We start from the raw sequence: 16505 nt of genomic DNA, 5'->3' as shown, positions 1-16505 counted from the left end.
CCCGTCACGACGTGGGCATCAGGGACTGGGCACTGGCCTGTGCGGTGGCCAGGGTGGCGGCGGGGTCGGCGCCGCGGAAGACGATCTCGTCGGTGGCCTTGGCCAGGGTCGTGCGGATCTGCTGGTAGTTGGGGCCGGGGTAGGACACCCAGGGCTCGAGGCGGTCGAGCTGGGCGACGTTGGGCCGGACGAAGTCGGGGTGGGCGTCGGCGAAGGACTTGAGGTAGGCCGGGTCGTCGATCAGCGAGGCGCGCAGCGGGACGTAGCCGATGTTCGAGGTGATCGTGGTCTCGCTCTGTGCGCTGGTCAGGAACTTGATGAGCTCCCAGGCGGCCCGCTGTTTGGCGGGGTCCTTGGTCAAGATGAACAGCGCTGATCCGGAGTTGGTGGGGACCGACGGGGTGGTGCCGAAGCCGGGCATCGGCGCGGCGGCGGCCTGCCACTTGCCGTCGGAGGACTTGAGGATCGCGTTCTGCAGGGCGGCGGAGGTCAGCAGCATGCCGAGGTTGCCGCGCAGGAAGGCGTCCTGGGCGTCGTTGCCGGAGATGTTCGGCTGCGCGTTGGGGCCGGCCTGGGTGATTTTCTGCATGCCGGCGAAGGCGGCGACGGTGTTCGGGTCGGTCCAGGTCAGGGACTTGCCGTCGGCGGAGAGGAGCCGCCCGCCCGCGGAGCGCGCGATGCCGGTGAGGCACCAGTCGCCGCCGGAGGCGGCGTCGAGGCAGGACAGGTAGGCGCCGCCCGTCGTGCCCGGGACCTTGGCGATCGCCGCGGCCGCGGTGGCGACCTCGTCCCAGGTCTCGGGCGGGTTGCTCGGGTCGAGGCCGGCCTTGCGGAACAGGTCGGCGTTGAGGAACAGCATCGGGGTGGAGAACACGTAGGGGATGCCGTAGGTGGTGCCGTCGAGGTCGCCGAGGACCGCGGCGCGGGGCGCGTAGGGGTGCGGCCCGTCGGTGAGCAGCTTCTGGACCTCGTCGTGGCCGACGAGTTCGTCCAGTGGCTGGGCGCCGAGGTCGCTCGCGGTGTAGCGCAGGTCGGCGAAGGTGAGCTGGCCGACGTCCGGGGGGTTCCCGGCGACGACCTGGCGCTGCACGCTCTGGGCGATCTCGTTCGCGGCGCCCTGCGGCGGCACGGCCTCGACGTGGATGTTCGGGTGCTGCTTCTCGAACTCGGCGACCAGCTTGCGGGTGGTGTCGCCGAAGATGCCGGCGCTGGCGAGGTTGTAGGACTCCCAGCGGATCGAAACCTGCTGGTCAGGGGCCAGCTCGGGGATGATCGCGGTGGCGCTGTCCGAGCTCGCGGCGGTGGTGGTGGGGACGGCGGCGCAGCCGGCCAGGGCGGCGGCGAGGGCGACCACCAGGGCGGGGAGGGCGCGGCGGAGTGTCATGGACGGTGGTCCCTTCAGGACACGAGAGCGGGGGCCGGGGCCGGCTCCCAGGTGAGTCGACGGCCGCTCTGCCGCCCGAAGAGATGGATGTGCTCGGCGCGGACGGTGAAGGTCGCCGCGGCGCCGGGGGTGAGTTCGAGGGGCCGCGGTCCGCGGACGCTGACCCGGGCGTCGCCGACCAGGACCTCGGCGACCTCCTCGCTACCGAGGTTCTCCACGATGTCCACCCGTCCCCGCAGCTCGCCGTCGGCGGCCGGGACGAGGTGTTCGGGGCGGATGCCCAGCAGCACGTCGGGCACTCCGGGGTCGCCTCGGTGGGGCAATGACAGCTCCAGCCCCGCAGCGCGCAGTACCAGCCGGGAGTCGGGCCCGGTGCCCAGCTCGGCGGGCAGCAGGTTCATCGGTGGGGCACCCATGAACCCGGCGACGAACGCGGTCGCGGGTCGGTCGTAGATGTCCACCGGGGTGCCGAACTGTTCGATGCGGCCCTGGTCGAGCACGGCGACCTTGGTGGCCATGGTCATGGCGTCGATCTGGTCGTGGGTGACGTAGACGAAGGTCGTGTCCAGCCTGCGGTGCAGCGAGATCAGCCTGGTCCGCGTACTCGCCCGCAGCTTCGCGTCGAGGTTGGACAACGGCTCGTCCATGAGGAACGCCTCAGGCTCACGGACCATCGCGCGGCCCAGCGCGACCCGCTGTCGCTGCCCGCCGGAGAGCTCCTTCGGGCGACGACGCAGCAGCGGACCGAGATCGAGCAGATCGGCCACGTCGTCGACCCGGCGGCGCAGCTCCTCCTTCCCGGTCCTTCGCACGCTGAGCCCGAACCCGAGGTTGCGCTCCACCGACAGGTGCGGGTAGAGCGCGTAGTTCTGGAACACCATCGCCAGGTCCCGCTCACGCGGAGGCAGCGCGGTGACGTCCCGGCCGTCGACCAGGATCCTGCCCTCGGTGGGCTCCAGCAGCCCCGCGATCATGCGCAGCAGGGTGGTCTTGCCGCAGCCGCTGGGGCCGAGCAGGACGAGGAAGTCGTTGCGCTCGGTCGCCAGTGACACCTCCGCGACGGCGGTCGTGTCGCCGAACCGGCGCACGATCCCGTCGAGCTCGACGGCGGCCACTAGACCGCGGCCGCTTCGGCGGTCATCGCCTCGATCGCCTCGGCGATCTGCGGGACCTCGGCGGTGGTCAGCTGCGGCATCCCCGGCACCAGCGCGAACTCGGCGGTGACGGCGCCGTCGGCCACGGTGTACTCGACGTAGCCGAGCTCCTCGTGGGCGTCGGGCAGGGAGTCCTCGCCCGCAGCCAGGAACGCGGTGGCAGGCGCCCACACCTCGAGCGCATTCGCCCGCTGCGTCCGGCGGTAGCGGTGCAGGTGGCCACATCCGACCGCACGCAGCTCGACGCCCTCGAGCAGCGCGAGCAGGCGGTCACGGGCGACCGGGCCGACGTCCACCTGGTGGTCGACCGGCTCGTCGGAGACCGACCACAGCGGCTTGTGCAGGAACAGCAGCACGGGCTTGCCGGCGGGCAGCTCGACCAGGGTCTGCTCGAGCCAGCGCCACTGGTCGGCCTCGCGCTGCAACCCGGACCCGAGCAGCTCGCTGTCGACACCGATCAGAACGGCCTCGTCGGTGTCGTGGCGCCAGTGGTCGGGGCCGAACACCGCCTCGTGGGCGGCGACACGCGCGTCGGTCACGACGAGACCGGCCCAGGCGTCGACCCCCGGCATCCCGACGTCGTGATTGCCGGGGACGACCAGCAGCGGCGCGTCGATCAGGTCGAGGAGCTCGCGGGAGCGGGCTCGGTCGGCGGCGTCGTCGGGGTGCAGGACCTGGACGTCGCCGGAGTGCACGACCACGTCCGGGCGGACCTGCTCGTTGAGGTGGGCGGCGAGCATCCGGAACCCGGCCTCGGTCGGTCCGCCGGCCGCGGTCAGGTGGGTGTCGGAAATCTGCACGATCTTCATGGGACTCTCCCTGCTGGTCAGTCGGTGAGGGCGGCGTGGAGACGGTCGATCGCCTCGTCGGGCACGCCGTGCCCGACGAGGTAGGCGCGGGCGCCGTCGTACTCGTCCGCGAGCACCCGCAGCAGCGCAGTGACCGACTCGGGGCGGGCGCCGCGCAGCGTTTCGTCGGCGGAGTCCGTGGCACCGGACTCGGCGTGCACCGAGGCGAAGAACTCGGCCGTGAGGTACTCGGCGGTCAAGGCGTAGTCGGTCGCGACGACGTCGTCGGGCACCCCGATCGCGGAGAGCACCAGCGCGATCACCACGCCGGTCCGGTCCTTGCCCGCCGCGCAGTGCACCAGAGCGGGCAGCGCGCCCGGCGCGGCGAGATCGGAAACGATCTCCGCCAGTCGGGGGCCACGCTCGCGGATCAGGGCGACATACAGCTCGCCGAGGGGGTCGGAGGAACCGTCGTCCAGCGTCCCGAGCAGGGCGCGGGGGTCGAGGGGCCGGCGGACCACGGTCGGGACGACCGCGTCCAGGCCGGTCGGCAGCGCGACGACCTCGACGTCGTCCCGCAGGTCGATCACGGTCCGGAGCCCGAGCCCGGCCAGGTCGGTGTCGGCGGTGAAACGGGCGGCGTCGGATCGGAAGAGCCGACCCCACCGGGTCCTAGCGGCTCCGCCGATCGGATAGCCGCCGACATCACGCAGGTTGTAGGTCGCGCCGACCGGGAGCCGGCGCAGAGGAGCTGAAGTGGTCACCACGCCATTCATCTAGACGAAAGTGACGAGACCATCTCCGATCGGGTGAATCCTGTTTGACGCGGAGACATCTAGATGGATGGAATCACGTCACGACATCCGGCACCCCCTCGCTGGGGACCGGGCCCGGCCGACGACGCGACGGAAGCGGCAGACGGCGGACCGTCCTGCGGCATCCGATCCGCGGACCGGGGCGGCGGCACCGGCCCTCGACCCGGGGTACGTGACGACCGTGCCCGGCAGCCACGGGATCTTCCACGCCGACGGCGTCGACCCGGCCGTCCTCGAGGCCGACGCGCGGACGGCCACGACCACGCGGCGCGGCAGGCGAAGAAGACGAGGTCGAGCTCGTTGCGGACGTCAAAGTGCCAGTCCTCGTCGGACATCTCCGTCAGTGGGGCGAACCTCGGGGCCGAGGCGTTGTTGAACGGCACGTCGATGCCGCCGTGCTCTGCCGCTGCCGCGTCGATCCACGCGGTGGTCTGTCCGGAGTCGCCGAGGTCGACCGGCGCGGTGCCGGTCCTCCGCCCGCCGGTGGCGGTGACCTCCGCGACCGTCGCGTCGAGGTTCTCCTTGCGCAGGTCGCAGCCGACGACCGTGGCGCCCTCGGCCGCGAACCGAAGTGCGCTCGCTCGGCCCATGCCGCGGGCGGCACCGGTGCGGAGGGCGACCTCGCCCTCGAGACGCCCGCTCAGGGTCGCAGATGCCGGGCGAACCAGTCGCCCGCCTCGTTCGCGGCGACGGCCAGGCGGTCCTGGTCACTGTAGAGCGTCATGTGCGTGGTGCCGCCGAGGACGGTGAGGTCCTTCTTGGTGGTCGGCAGCGCGTTGAAGGCGCCGATCTCGAGGTCCCAGAGGGTGAGGTCGTCGTGCTCGGCGACGAGCATCTTCGTCGGCACGTCGTAGATCCGGCGGACGAAGGGCATGATGTCGTAGTTCAGCAGCAGGTCGACCGACTCCACCGTGGACAGGTTCTGGTAGAGCGGCGCCTCGGTCTCCTTGAGCGCCTTGAAGGTCGTGTAGGTCTCCACGAACGGCCAGGCGGAGATCTCGTTGTCCGGGTCGGGGCTGGCGTGCGGGAGGTACAGGCGCTTGTCCGGGTCGTCGTAGCGCAGCGCGCGGTCCTCGAGGATGGTCTTCCACAGGGTGCGGTACCCGCGGGTGCCGTGGACGCGGCGCATGTTCTCGTAGCCGTCGACGACGGGGATCTGCGAGACCACGGCCTTGACCCGGGGGTCGGTCGCGGCGAGCACCAGGACGTGTCCGCCGGAGTAGGAGATGCCCCACGCCCCGAGCCGGGCGGCGTCCACGTCGTCGCGGCGCTCGAGGTAGCTCAGGGCGTTCTGGTAGTCCCGGATCTGCATCCAGGGGTCGAGGTGCTGGCGGACGTCGCCGTCCGAGACGCCGAGGTTGCGGTAGTCGAAGACCAGGGCGCCGATGCCTCGGGAGGCGAACTCCTGGGCGTAGTAGGGCATCACGAGCTCGCGGACGTAGCACCAGCCGCCCGCGAGGACGACCGCGGGCGTGGGGCCGGTTGCGCCGTCCGGAGCGTAGTACCAGCCGCGGATGGTCTGCCCCTCGCTGGTGATCTCGATGTCGGTGCGGGTCATTGCAGCCTTTCAGTTCAGGACGAGGACGGGCTTGATCACCGAGTGGGGCCACGTCGCCCCGATGGCGTCGTCGGTCTTGTCGAAGTCGAAGGCGGCACCAGCCGGTCGAACGGGAAGCGGCCCGCGCGCCACTGGTCCAGCAGCGCCCTCCGTGTGGTCCCCGCCAGCCAGGCCCGGGTGTCGTGCGCCCCCACCACCGCGATGGACCGCGGACGGTAGAAGCTCGTGTCGTACTCGGGAGGCTCGCCCCTCGACGAGAAGCTCCTGCTCACGGGCCCGCAGCTCGGTCATCGTGCTCCTCCTCGAGGGGGCCCCGGACTTCGGTGCACCCCGTCGGAGGCTCGGGCGCGGAGGGTTAGCGGTGGCGTTACCGCGCGGCCTGCGGCCGCCGAGTAACGGCGCCGGTAATACGGGTCTGATGAGAGTGCCGTCACAACCCGGGCGCGCGGGACGTCTCCGCGCGCCCGCCGGGAAACCCGCCCCTGACGAGGAGGTCACGTGGAACAGCGAACGTCGGAATGGGACCCGCTGAGCGAGTACAGCGTCAAGTGCCCCGCCGAGCACGACAACGAGGTGCGCAGCAAGTGCCCCGTCGCCTGGTCCGACCAGTTCGACGGGTTCTGGGGCGCGTTCTCGCACGAGGCCATCACCCAGATCACCCGGGACACCGACTCCTTCGTCTCCGCACCGACCCAGACCTGGCCGCCGATGAACACCGGCGCGCCGTGGCTCCCCCTGCAGTCGGACCCGCCGCAGCACCGCCAGTACCGCAAGCCGCTCGTGCCCTTCTTCCGGGGCGAGCGGGTGGCGAGCTTCGAGCCGCGGATCACCGAGCTCACCAACGAGCTGATCGACAAGTTCGCCGACAAGGGACGTGCGGACCTCGCGTTCGACCTGAACATCCCGCTCCCGGCGATGGGCATCTGCCTGCTGCTCGGGCTCCCCGAGAAGGACTGGGAGTACTTCTACCGCTGGACCACGACGATCGTGGAGAGCTCCGCGGTGGGTGACCTCGCGGCGATCGGCACCTGCTTCCAGGAGGTGACCGCATTCGCCGACGAGTGGATCGCGCGGCGCCGCAAGGAGTCCCACGACGACATCGTCGACGCCATGCTGCGCAGCGAGGTCGACGGCAGGCCGCTCACGGACAACGAGATCCGCGGGACCTTCACCCTCATCTTCTCCGCCGGGCACCAGACGACCGCCGACGCACTGACGACGTCGATGATCTATCTGGCGAAGAACCCGGAGGACCGGCACCGGCTCGCGCAGAACCCCGACCTGCTGCCCGCGGCCACCGTGGAGTTCATCCGTCTCGCCGCGCCCATCCGGGCGCTGGCCCGGACGGCGGTGAAAGACACCGAGGTCGAGGGACGGCTGATCAAGGCGGGCGAGCCCGTCACTCTGATGTTCGGCGCGGGCAGCCGGGACGAGAAGGTCTTCGACAACCCCGACGCGTTCGACCCCGCGCGGGACAACCGCCGCCATCTCGCCTTCGGCACCGGCATCCACCGCTGCATCGGCGAGGAGCTCGCCAAGCTCGAGGTGCGGGTCGTGCTGCAGGAGCTGCTGCGGCGGATCCCGGACTGGGAGCTCGACGGTGAGGGCGACCGGTCGTCGTGGCCGACCAACGGCTACCACAAGCTGCCGGTCACCTTCCCGGTGGCGGGAGGTGCCCGATGAGGTCACGTGCGGCCGTCCTGACCGGGAAGAGCCGGGACTGGGAACTCGTCGAGGTCGAGCTCGACCCGCCCAAGCAGGGCGAGGTGCTGATCAAGTTCGTGGCCGCCGGGCTCTGCCACTCCGACGAGCACTCGCGGCGTGGCGAGTTCCAGCCCCGGCTGCCGATGATCGGTGGCCACGAGGGCGCCGGGATCATCGAGGAGGTCGGGCCCGGCGTCGTGGGTCTGGAGCCCGGTGACCACGTGGTGTGCAGCTTCATCCCGAGCTGCGGCAGCTGCCGCTACTGCTCGACGGGCAGGCAGAACCTCTGCGACCTCGGCGCGTTCGCGCTCGAGGGCTGCATGCCGGACGGGACCTTCCGCGCCCACGGGGACGGCCAGGACTACGGGCGCATGTGCCTGGTCGGGTCGTTCGCCCAGTACGGGGTGCTGTCGCAGCACTCCGTGGTCAAGGTCCCCGAGCACCTCCCGCTGGAGGTGGCCGTGCTCGTCGGGTGCGGGGTGCCGACCGGGTGGGGTGCGGCGATCAACGCCGGCGAGGTCCGGCCCGGCGACACGGCCGTCGTGTACGGGATCGGCGGGATCGGGATCAACGCGGTGCAGGGCGCCCGCGTCGCCGGAGCCCGGCACGTCGTGGCGGTGGATCCGCTGCAGTACAAGCGGGACACGGCGCTGAAGCTGGGGGCCACGCACGCCGTCGGCAGCGCCGAGGAGGCCCAGGAGCTGATCACCCGGCTGACCTGGGGGCAGGGCGCCGACCAGTCGATCGTGACCGTCGGGGTGCTGGAGGAGGAGGTCGTCCGCTCGGCCTTCGACGTCCTCGGCAAGGGCGGCGTCGAGGTGATCATCGGCCTGTCCTCACCGGAGGCGGTGAACATCAAGGTCCCCGGCTTCTTCCTGGTCAACTGGGAGCGGCAGATCCGGGGCAGCCTGTTCGGCTCGTCGAACCCGCAGTACGACATCCGCAGGATGCTCGCCCTCTACGAGGACGGGATCGTGAAGCTGGACGAGCTGGTCACCGCCCGCTACACCCTGGACGAGGTCAACCAGGGGTACGCGGACCTGGAGGCGGGCAAGAACATCCGCGGGATCATTGTGCACGAGCACTGAGCCCCTCCCCAGCACGACGGCGCCGCCCGGGTCGGACCCGGGCGGCGCCCTCGTGGTGGGGGTCAGACCGTGGCCGCGGTGGCGCGGTCCAGCGCCTCGATCTCGGCAGCGGGCACCCCGAGCTCCGCGAGCACCTCCCGGGTGTGCTGCCCGACCCCGGGCGAGGCCGTGCGTGCCGCCGCCGGTGTCCCCTCGAACGTGCAGGGGGTGTTCACCGTGCGGTACCGGGTGCCCGCATGCTCCATCTCCAGGAACGCCCCGGCGGTCGCCGTCCCCGGGTCGGCCACCGCCTCGCCGAGTGACCGCACCGGCGCGAAGGGGACGCCCGCCGCGGTGAGCCGCGCGGACCACTCCGAGAGCGTGCGCTGGCGGAAGAGCTCGTCGAGTGCCTCCACGAGGGCCGGGCCCGCCTTGGCCAGTGAACGCCGGTCACCGGAGCGGAAGCGTGAGTCGTCGTCGAGCCAGTGCGCGTCCAACGCGGTGAGCAGCGCGGACCACATGCGGTCGGGCAGCATGCACTGCAGCCAGAGCCACCTGCCGTCGGCGCAACGGAAGCAGTTGACCGTCGGCACGGGGGCCCGGGTACGGTCGTTCACGCGCTCACCCTCCGGTTCCCGCAGGGCGTCGGCGACGTCGGAGGCCATGAGCCACATGGCCGTCCGCAGCAGCGAGCCGGTCACGTGCTCGCCGACCCCGGTCCGCTCGCGGCGGAACAGCGCCGCGGCGATCGCCCCGGCGAGTGCCGTCCCGGTGGCCCGGTCGCCCATGCCGCCCGCAGGCTGCGGCGGCACCCCGTCACCGTCCGCGTAGAGTGCCGCGAGGCCGGAGGCCGACCAGAACGCGCCGTGGTCGTAGCTCGCGACGTCCTGTGCCGGGCCGAGCCCGTAGCCGGTGATCTGGCCGTAGACCAGCCGCGGGTTCCGGTCGCGCTGGCGCCGCGGGTCCAGCCCCGAGCCGGGCCAGCGCAGCGGGCCGCAGGTTGGTCACGAACACGTCGGCGCTCGCGAGCAGCCGGTCCGCGACCGCTCGGCGGCGTGGTCCAGGGGCGGTCCGGATCGCGCGGCCATCTCCGACCAGATCCAGGGCCCGGCGACCTCGCCGAGGCGGATGCTCGGGGCTACGTGTCGATCCGTGGGCGCAAGAAGGACATCGTCCTGCGCGGTGGGGAGAACATCCCGGTCACCGAGGTGGAGGACCTGCTGCACCGCCATCCCCGGGTCGGCGAGGTCGCGATCGTCGCGATGCCGGATCCGGTCATGGTGGAGCGCGCCTGCGCCTACGTCGTACCCGACGGCGTGGCTCCGACGCTCGCCGAGCTCACCGACTTCCTGCGCGAGCACCGGATCGCGCCCCAGAAGCTGCCCGAACGGCTCGAGATCGTCGAGGAGCTACCGAAGACCCAGTCCGGCAAGGTCCAGAAGTTCCGGCTGCGCGAGGCGATCCGCCGCACGATCGCCGAGGAGACCTCGGCGACCGCCTGACCGACCCAGCATCCCCGCACGACCTGAGGAGAACCGCACGTGGCGCGCTACAGCACGGCCGAGGCCCGGGAGTGGTCCGCTCGGAGATGAAGGGCGTCTGCAACGTCATCATCCCGTCCTACACCGCGGACCTGCGCGGGCTGAACGAGGCGGGGATCAGCCACGACGTCCGGCGCAACATCGAGCTGGGCTTCAGGGGCACCCTGCTCGTCTCCGAGACCGCGCTGACCACGGACGAGTACGTCCGGTTCGTCGAGGTCGCGGTGGACGAGGCGGCGGGGGAGCAGGTGCTGTTCTTCCACGCCAGCTTCAACACCCTCGAGGAGAACATCGAGCAGGCCAAGCGGGCCGAGGACGCGGGCGCCGAGATGGTGCTGCTGTCCTACCCGCCGAGCTTCTACCCGTCGTCGCTGCGGGACGTCTACGACTACACCGCCGCCTTCTGCGCGGGCACGAGCATGGCGGTCATGCTCTTCCCCGTCCCGCTGCGGGGGTTCGAGCGGCTGCACCCGGCGGGAATCCCGATCGAGATGCTCGAGCAGATGGTCCGCGACATCGTTGAGCGGCAGGGTAGCCATCGTCACGGGGGCTTCGTCGGGCCAGGGGTGGCCACGTCGGGGCCACCGACAGCGCGCGGCGGTCGACGCCCTCGCCCGCCCTGGCCGGCGCAGCGGGTGTGGCCCCCGGGGTGATGCCGTCTTCTGGGCAGTCCCTTCTCCTCGGAGTCGACTGCGTCCGTGTGGTGCGCAACGATGGCTCCGACGCTCCCGACGGTGAGCCCGGGCAACGCGGTCCCGGTGCCCCGGGCGCGCCCTGGAGTACGCGAGCACCCGGCCCGGACGATGGCCGGACCGGGTGCGGCGGACCGCCGGCGTCAGCGCGCCCGGCGGCTCACTTCAGCGCGTCGAGCAGGGCCTGCCGCTGCCGCTCGCCGAGGCCGGCGGCGCGGCGGGAGGCGTCGATGCCGGTGCGCTCGAGCAGCGCCGACACCTTGGCCGGGCCGTAGCCGGGGAGGCTCTTGAGCAGGTCCGCGACCTTGGTCTTGCCGACGATCTGGTCGGACTTCGCCCGGTCGAGGACGGCGGGGATGGTCTCCTCGCCCTTCGCGATCTTGTCGCGAAGCTCCTTGCGCGCCGTCCGGGCGGCCGCGGCCTTCTTGAGCGCCTCCTGGCGCTGTTCGGGGGTCAGGGTGGGCAGTGCCATGGTGAGTGCTCCTCTCCTGTCGCCATCGACCACCCGCTCGGGGGGTGCGTCGGTGGTCGTTCCTGGTACAGCGTGGCCCATAGCCTGGCAGAACGCCCAGGGCGCCACGCGAGAACCCCCAGTTCAGAGGCCCGAAAGCGCCGATAACGGCGTCATGGCACCGCGAACGGGCGGTTCGGCGGGTCAGGCGGTCAGCTGGCGGCGCAGCCGGACGTCGTCCCAGAGCGTCCGGACCGACACGATCCGGCCCTGCCGGACGGCCACCACCGAGACCGCCAGGACCCGCACCGGGCGCCCGGTCGGGGGCACGCCGGGCAGCAGCCAGGGCAGTTCGCGGTCGTGGGTGAAGGTCCAGCGGAGCTCGTCGACGAGACCGCGGGTGTCGACCGTGCGGGAGATCCGCCGGCGCGCCAGGTCGGCCGGCAGGTACGGGGTGACGGTCCCGGCAAGGTGCCGTTCGACCTCCGCCCGGTCGTTGCCGCCGGACATCGCGGGCATGTCGACGAGCACCGCCTCCGGGGCGAGCAGGGCTGTGGCGGAAGCCGCGTCGCCCCGCTCGTACACCGCCGACCAGAAGTCGTCCCAGACGCGCTCGACCTCGCGCATCAGGACCTGCATGGCCGGAGTCACAACCGAACGGTAGATCGCGGCCCGTAGATCGCCAAGGACGGTCCGCTACGCGGCTTCCTCGTGGTGTCTCGCGACCGCCTTCGCACCCGTCATGCTGATGAGGCGGTGCCCGCGGTGTCGCGCATAGCGCAGCGACCGGACCCAGTTGTAGAGCGTGCCCAGCCGGTTGCCCCAGCCGATCAGGAACATGACGTGCACGTAGCACCACAGCAGGTAGGCGAGGTAGCCGGTGATCCTGAACCCGCGCACGTCGGCGACCGCCTGGCGGGCGCCGATCGTGGCCATGCTGCCCTTGTCGAAGTAGCGGAACGGGGCGGGCGTGGTGGTGTCGCCCTTGGCCCGGTTCGCGATCTGCCTGCCCACGTAGGTGCCCTGCTGCATCGCCACCTGCGCGACGCCGGGCAGCCGGTCCACGGTGGTGACCATGTCGCCGATCGCGTAGACGCCCTCGGCGCCCGGCAGGCTGCAGTCCGGGTCGACGGCCAGGCGCCCGGCCCGGTCGGTCTCCGTGCCCGTGGCCTTGGCCAGCATCGCCGCCAGCGGCGACGCCTGGACGCCGGCCGCCCAGATCTTGGTCCGTGCGGTGATGGTGTCGACGCCCTCGGGGGACTTCACCGTGATCGAGTCCGCGTCCATGTCCGTGGCGGCGGTGTTGAGCCGGACCTCCACCCCCATCTTCTCCAACCGGTGCTGCGTGTACCTCTGCAGCTTCGGCGCGAAGGGCGGGAGGACGGACGGCGCGGCGTCGAGCAGGATGATCTTCGCCGAGCGGGTGTCGATGGTGCGGTACTCCTTCGGGAGCACGTACCGGGCGAGCTCCGCGAGCTGCCCGGTGATCTCGACGCCGGTGGGGCCGGCCCCGACCACGACGAAGGTCAGGTACGCGTCCCGCTCCTTCTCGTCCGACGCCACCTCGGCCAGCTCGTAGGCGCCGAGGATCTGGCTGCGGAGCATCCGCGCGTCCTCGATGCTCTTCATGCCGGGCGCGAAGTGGCTCCACTCGTCGTGCCCGAAGTAGGCGTGCGTGGCGCCGCCGGCGACCACGAGGTAGTCGTAGGGCAGGTCGATGTGCTGCTCGTTTGGGGCGAGCGCGTGCACCACCTTCGCCTCGACGTCGATGTCGACCACCTCGGCCAGCAGGGTGCGGGTGTTCGACTGCTTCTTCACCACCCGGCGCAGCGCAGGCGCGATCAGGCCGGGCGAGAGGATCCCGGTGGCCACCTGGTAGAGCAGCGGCTGGAAGAGGTGGTGGTTGGTCCGGTCGACGAGCGTCACGTCGACGTCGGCGTGGGCCAGCGCCTTCGCGGCGCGCACCCCGCCGAACCCGCCGCCGACGACGACGACCTTCGTCCGGCCCTCGCGGGCGGGGGTGTCCCCAGTGGTGCTCACGTCTGCCCCTCCCGGTGCGCCGGTCCCCGGGCCCGGGGGTGCCGGTGCCCGGAACGTGCCGGTGTCTGGTGTACCGCAGCCCGGGCGTCGTCGCAGGACCGCACACGACGAGGGTAGTCGGCGGGCCGCGGGGGCCCGTCGCCCGGCAGGGGTCAGTTCCCGCCGGTGCCGCTCCCGGCGCCGGCCTCGTGCCCGCTCCCGTCGACCGGCGCCGCCGCAGCGGCACAGGAGTCGGCGAGGGAGGTCGGGGCCGCGGTGCCCGCCGTGGTCTCGTCCGAGCCCGAGGACCCCGGGGTCGCGGCGGGGCCCGGTGCGGCCTCGGTCGTCGGCGCGGTCGCGGCCGCCGGGGGCGGGTCGATCGCGTCCTGCACGACCTTCTGCATGTACTCGACGTCCGGGCGCGAGGTGTCGAACCTCCCGTCGGGCTCGCCCGGGTCCGGGAGGTTCGGGTCGAACGAGATGCTCTGCAGGGAGAAGCCCTCGCCGGCCAGCGAGACCAGCGCCGGGAGCACCGCTTGCGGGATGTTGGTGTCGACGTTGTCCTTGGTGGCCTGCGCGACCTGCTGGAAGTTGGCCAGCAGGGCGGTCGGGCTCTGCTGGTCGAGCACCGCCTGGATGAGACAGCGCTGGCGGCTCATCCGCTGGTAGTCGTTGCCGTCGCGGCGGGAGCGCGCGAACCAGAGCGCCTCCTCGCCGTTCAACGTCTGGATCCCGGGCTGGATGTACCCGTCCGGCCGCACGTGTCGGCCATCGGCCGTGACGCCGTTGATCGGCAGCGGCACGGGGCCGACATCGACGGTCACGCCACCGACCGCGTCGATCAGCGTCGAGAAGCCCGCCATGTTGACCTCGAGGAAGTAGTCGATCGGCAGGCCCGTCATGTACGAGATCGTCGACTGCAACAGGTTGAGGCCGATGTCGTCCGTGGGGCCGGTGGGCGCCAGCACCGGGTGGTTGTGCGCGTAGGCGTACACCGCGTTGAGCAGGTAGTCGCCCGACAACGGGCTCGACGGGTCGTGGAAGCCGTCCGGGAACTCCTCGGCCATCGCCGAGCCCGGCGGGAACTCCGCCCGCTGGATGTTGCGCGGCAACCCGAAGATCGTGGTGCGGCCGGTCCTCGTGTCGATGCTGGCCAGCATCATCGTGTCGGTGCGGGTGCCGGTGCGGTCCGGACCGGCGTCGCTGCCGAGCAGCAACACGTTCAGCCGGGGCTTGTTGATCGCCTCGGCGGCGGCGGTGCCGCCCGCACCGCCGCCGAACAGGTCGTTGAGCAGCGAACGCTGCGAGTTGGCCAGGTCCGCCGCGTAGCCGAACGGCACCGCGACGGCCATGCACAGGGCCGCCGCGACGGTCACGCCCAGCACCTTCCGCCCGGTGCCCATGCTCCGCGGGCGCGCCAGGGCATAGGTCCGCGCGATCTGCGCGATCCAGCCGATCGCCGCGACGAGGGCGACGACCGCGCCGACGGCGAGGACCGTCGTCGACACGGCGTTCTCGAGCAGCGCCCTCCGGCTCATCGTCAGTGCCGCGAGGACGCCGACCCCCACGACCAGCAGGAACAGCCCGAGGATGAGGCCGCCGGTGCGGCGTCGGCGCAGGATCAGGTGGCCCGAGCCCGGGACGAGCGTCGACGCCGCCGTGGTCGCCAGCGCGGCGCGCAGGGTCCGGCGGGCCGTGCCGCTGCGGGTGTGCGGACGGTTCCCGCCGCTCCGCGTGGCGCCGACCTCGGCCTCGGCGCGCCGGCGGGCGGCGCGGTCCGCCGCCGCCTCGGTGGCCGGGGTGCGGCGGGGGGCCGCGCGGGTGCCCGCCCCTGTCCCGGCCCCGAGCCCGGTACGAGTCGCGGCCGGGTCTTCGCGGTCGGTGGTCCGGGTCGCGGCGGCGCGTGCCGAGCCCGGGCCCGCGAGTACGGCTGCTCCGGCCGCCGCGGATGCGGATCGTGCACCGGTCGGGAAGTCCGGCCGGGCAGGACGGCCGTCGATGCGGGTGTCGCCGGGACCACCCGGCCGGCCGTCGGGCGGCAGCGTGCCGCGCCGTCGCGGGGCCTGATCGGGGGACCGGCCGTCGGAGCCGACGGCGGCGCGGGTGCGGTGCGCGGCGGCACCTTGTGGCCGCCGCGTGCCCGGACGGTCGCCGGACCGCCCCTGCTGGGCGGGCTGCGCCGACGGATCGGGCCCTCCCTGGGGGCCGGGCTGTCCGGGCCCGGGCCGCCCCTGGCGGCCGGCCTGCCCGGATCGATCGCGCAGTCCCTGGTGGCCGGACTGTCCGGACCGATCGGGCTGCCCTTGCTGGCCGGGTTGCCCGGACCGAGAGGGCTGTCCCGGGTGGCCGGGTTGTCCCTGCTGGCCGGGTTGTGCGGGCCGGCCGGGCTGCTCGGGCTGTCCGGACCGGCCCTGCCGGCCCTGATCGGTCCGGCCCTGATCGGTCCGGCCCTGATCGGTCCGGCCCAGATCGGGCCGGTCCTGCCGCCCGGACGGGTCGAGTCGGCCGGGTCGCCCCGCGCCGGCCGGGGGACGTCCGGGGTCGGACGGGGCGCGGCGGGCCTGATCGCGAACGTGCCCGGACCCACCGGGCGCACCCGGGCCTCCGCCGGGCGGTGCGCCGGCGCTGCGGTCCCCGGGACCGGGATCGCGGGGGCGGGCCGGGGAGCCGGGACCGGGAGGCCGGCCGGGGCCGCGGCCCTGCGGCGGCCGCCCGCCCTCGGGACGCCGGGCGGGGGAACCGTTCGGGGACCCACCGGGAGGAGGTCCGCCCGCGCGCGCGGGCGGGCGACCGCTCGCTGAGCGATCGGACCGGTCGGAGCCGGCGGACCGCTCGGCGCTGCCGGGCCGGGCGGATCGGCCGGGATCGTGTGGTCGGCCGGGGTTGCCGGACCGGTCGGGAGGGCGCGGGCCCCCGGAGCGATCGGGGCCGCCCAAGCGATCGGGGCCGCCCCGCGGATCGAGGGCGGCCCCGCGGCCGCCGGGAACGCCCGCGCCGGGCCTGCTGCGGGAGGTCACGTCGGGGCCGATGGGTCCGGGAGCGCCGGGGCCGGGCACCGGCGGGGCGCCGCGGCCCGCCGAACCGCGTGGCGCGGACTCCGGGAGATCCGGGCGCGGGTCGCCGGGTGCGTGTCGTCGGGAGGGCCAGGGCTTCCGCGGGGCCGGGGTCTCGCTGTGGGGCCGGCCGGGCGTGCCCACGTGAGTCTCGCCGGAGCCGTTCGCCGCACCGGTGCCGGAGCCGTTGCCAGAGCCGTTCGGAGCCTCGTTCACCGCTCCGGTCCCGAAGCCGCGGAGCGCTCCGTTCCCCGATCCGTCGGCGGGCCGCCGGGGCGG

Annotated in this window: 16 protein-coding genes and 1 pseudogene; 5 read left to right on the top strand and 12 right to left on the bottom strand. The window is 72.9% G+C overall.

From position 1 onward, the window contains the following. Window positions 1–4: 4 nt before the first annotated feature. The 6 genes from ACL02T_RS07980 to ACL02T_RS07955 form a co-directional block, all read right to left on the bottom strand. Complete coding sequence (locus tag ACL02T_RS07980; protein WP_412829960.1) at window positions 5–1384, bottom strand: ABC transporter substrate-binding protein; 1380 nt, start codon at window positions 1382–1384, stop codon at window positions 5–7. 14 nt (window positions 1385–1398) lie between these two features. Then, window positions 1399–2499 (bottom strand): ABC transporter ATP-binding protein, encoded by a 1101-nt coding sequence (locus tag ACL02T_RS07975; protein WP_412829959.1) that lies wholly within the window; start codon window positions 2497–2499, stop codon window positions 1399–1401. Continuing rightward, the gene (locus ACL02T_RS07970; RefSeq protein ID WP_412829958.1) at window positions 2499–3347 is read right to left on the bottom strand and encodes a metallophosphoesterase family protein; all 849 of its coding nucleotides are present in this window, start codon (window positions 3345–3347) and stop codon (window positions 2499–2501) included. Before ACL02T_RS07970 ends, ACL02T_RS07975 begins: the two co-directional genes overlap by 1 nt. 17 nt (window positions 3348–3364) lie before the next feature. Then, window positions 3365–4090 (bottom strand): tyrosine-protein phosphatase, encoded by a 726-nt coding sequence (locus ACL02T_RS07965; RefSeq protein WP_412829957.1) that lies wholly within the window; start codon window positions 4088–4090, stop codon window positions 3365–3367. Window positions 4091–4161: 71 nt separating this feature from the next. Further along, window positions 4162–4785 (bottom strand): SDR family NAD(P)-dependent oxidoreductase, encoded by a 624-nt coding sequence (locus ACL02T_RS07960; RefSeq protein ID WP_412829976.1) that lies wholly within the window; start codon window positions 4783–4785, stop codon window positions 4162–4164. Then, window positions 4782–5699, bottom strand: a complete 918-nt coding sequence (locus tag ACL02T_RS07955; protein WP_412829956.1) for an alpha/beta hydrolase — start codon at window positions 5697–5699, stop codon at window positions 4782–4784. Before ACL02T_RS07955 ends, ACL02T_RS07960 begins: the two co-directional genes overlap by 4 nt. A 498-nt stretch (window positions 5700–6197) precedes the next feature. Here ACL02T_RS07955 and ACL02T_RS07950 point away from each other — a divergent pair, with 498 nt between their 5' ends. Both ACL02T_RS07950 and ACL02T_RS07945 read left to right on the top strand, forming a co-directional pair. Then, on the top strand, window positions 6198–7382 hold the full coding sequence (locus ACL02T_RS07950; RefSeq protein WP_412829955.1) for a cytochrome P450: 1185 nt from the start codon (window positions 6198–6200) through the stop codon (window positions 7380–7382). After that, window positions 7379–8491 (top strand): NDMA-dependent alcohol dehydrogenase, encoded by a 1113-nt coding sequence (locus ACL02T_RS07945; RefSeq protein WP_412829954.1) that lies wholly within the window; start codon window positions 7379–7381, stop codon window positions 8489–8491. Before ACL02T_RS07950 ends, ACL02T_RS07945 begins: the two co-directional genes overlap by 4 nt. A gap of 62 nt (window positions 8492–8553) precedes the next feature. Here ACL02T_RS07945 and ACL02T_RS07940 read toward each other — a convergent pair whose 3' ends face one another. Further along, window positions 8554–9438: a CoA transferase gene (locus ACL02T_RS07940; protein WP_412829975.1), complete on the bottom strand. Its 885-nt coding sequence runs from the start codon at window positions 9436–9438 to the stop codon at window positions 8554–8556. Between the two features lie 19 nt (window positions 9439–9457). Beyond that, window positions 9458–9547, bottom strand: a pseudogene (locus tag ACL02T_RS07935) (hypothetical protein); the annotation flags it as partial. 65 nt (window positions 9548–9612) lie between these two features. On the opposite strand from ACL02T_RS07935, the gene ACL02T_RS07930 reads away from it, so the two are divergent. Both ACL02T_RS07930 and ACL02T_RS07925 read left to right on the top strand, forming a co-directional pair. Beyond that, entirely contained in the window at window positions 9613–9972 is a 360-nt protein-coding gene (locus ACL02T_RS07930; RefSeq protein ID WP_412829953.1) for an AMP-binding enzyme, read from the top strand. A 71-nt stretch (window positions 9973–10043) separates the two neighbouring features. Continuing rightward, window positions 10044–10664, top strand: coding sequence for a dihydrodipicolinate synthase family protein (locus ACL02T_RS07925; protein WP_412829952.1), 621 nt, complete (start codon window positions 10044–10046; stop codon window positions 10662–10664). 199 nt (window positions 10665–10863) lie between these two features. Here ACL02T_RS07925 and mihF read toward each other — a convergent pair whose 3' ends face one another. The 4 genes from mihF to ACL02T_RS07905 form a co-directional block, all read right to left on the bottom strand. Next, on the bottom strand, window positions 10864–11175 hold the full coding sequence (mihF, locus tag ACL02T_RS07920; protein WP_412829951.1) for an integration host factor, actinobacterial type: 312 nt from the start codon (window positions 11173–11175) through the stop codon (window positions 10864–10866). Window positions 11176–11358: 183 nt separating this feature from the next. Next, the gene (locus ACL02T_RS07915; protein WP_412829950.1) at window positions 11359–11805 is read right to left on the bottom strand and encodes a nuclear transport factor 2 family protein; all 447 of its coding nucleotides are present in this window, start codon (window positions 11803–11805) and stop codon (window positions 11359–11361) included. A gap of 45 nt (window positions 11806–11850) precedes the next feature. Next, window positions 11851–13194 (bottom strand): NAD(P)/FAD-dependent oxidoreductase, encoded by a 1344-nt coding sequence (locus tag ACL02T_RS07910; RefSeq protein WP_412829949.1) that lies wholly within the window; start codon window positions 13192–13194, stop codon window positions 11851–11853. A 152-nt stretch (window positions 13195–13346) separates the two neighbouring features. Then, a complete protein-coding gene (locus tag ACL02T_RS07905) occupies window positions 13347–14741 on the bottom strand; it encodes an LCP family protein (RefSeq protein WP_412829948.1) in 1395 nt (464 codons plus the stop codon). A 540-nt stretch (window positions 14742–15281) separates the two neighbouring features. On the opposite strand from ACL02T_RS07905, the gene ACL02T_RS07900 reads away from it, so the two are divergent. Continuing rightward, window positions 15282–15974, top strand: a complete 693-nt coding sequence (locus tag ACL02T_RS07900; protein WP_412829947.1) for a hypothetical protein — start codon at window positions 15282–15284, stop codon at window positions 15972–15974. The last annotated feature ends 531 nt before the right edge of the window (window positions 15975–16505 follow it).

It is taken from the genome of Pseudonocardia oceanicola (assembly GCF_047200735.1).
Taxonomy (GTDB): domain Bacteria; phylum Actinomycetota; class Actinomycetes; order Mycobacteriales; family Pseudonocardiaceae; genus Pseudonocardia.
This window is presented reverse-complemented; position numbering and strand designations above follow the sequence as displayed.

Bases quoted from the DNA above. Each gene is read 5' to 3' on its own strand.
- ACL02T_RS07970 (WP_412829958.1), bottom strand. From the start codon at position 3,347: ATGAAGATCGTGCAGATTTCCGACACCCACCTGACCGCGGCCGGCGGA.
- mihF (WP_412829951.1), bottom strand. From the start codon at position 11,175: ATGGCACTGCCCACCCTGACCCCCGAACAGCGCCAGGAGGCGCTCAAG.
- ACL02T_RS07955 (WP_412829956.1), bottom strand. From the start codon at position 5,699: ATGACCCGCACCGACATCGAGATCACCAGCGAGGGGCAGACCATCCGC.
- ACL02T_RS07945 (WP_412829954.1), top strand. From the start codon at position 7,379: ATGAGGTCACGTGCGGCCGTCCTGACCGGGAAGAGCCGGGACTGGGAA.
- ACL02T_RS07980 (WP_412829960.1), bottom strand. From the start codon at position 1,384: ATGACACTCCGCCGCGCCCTCCCCGCCCTGGTGGTCGCCCTCGCCGCC.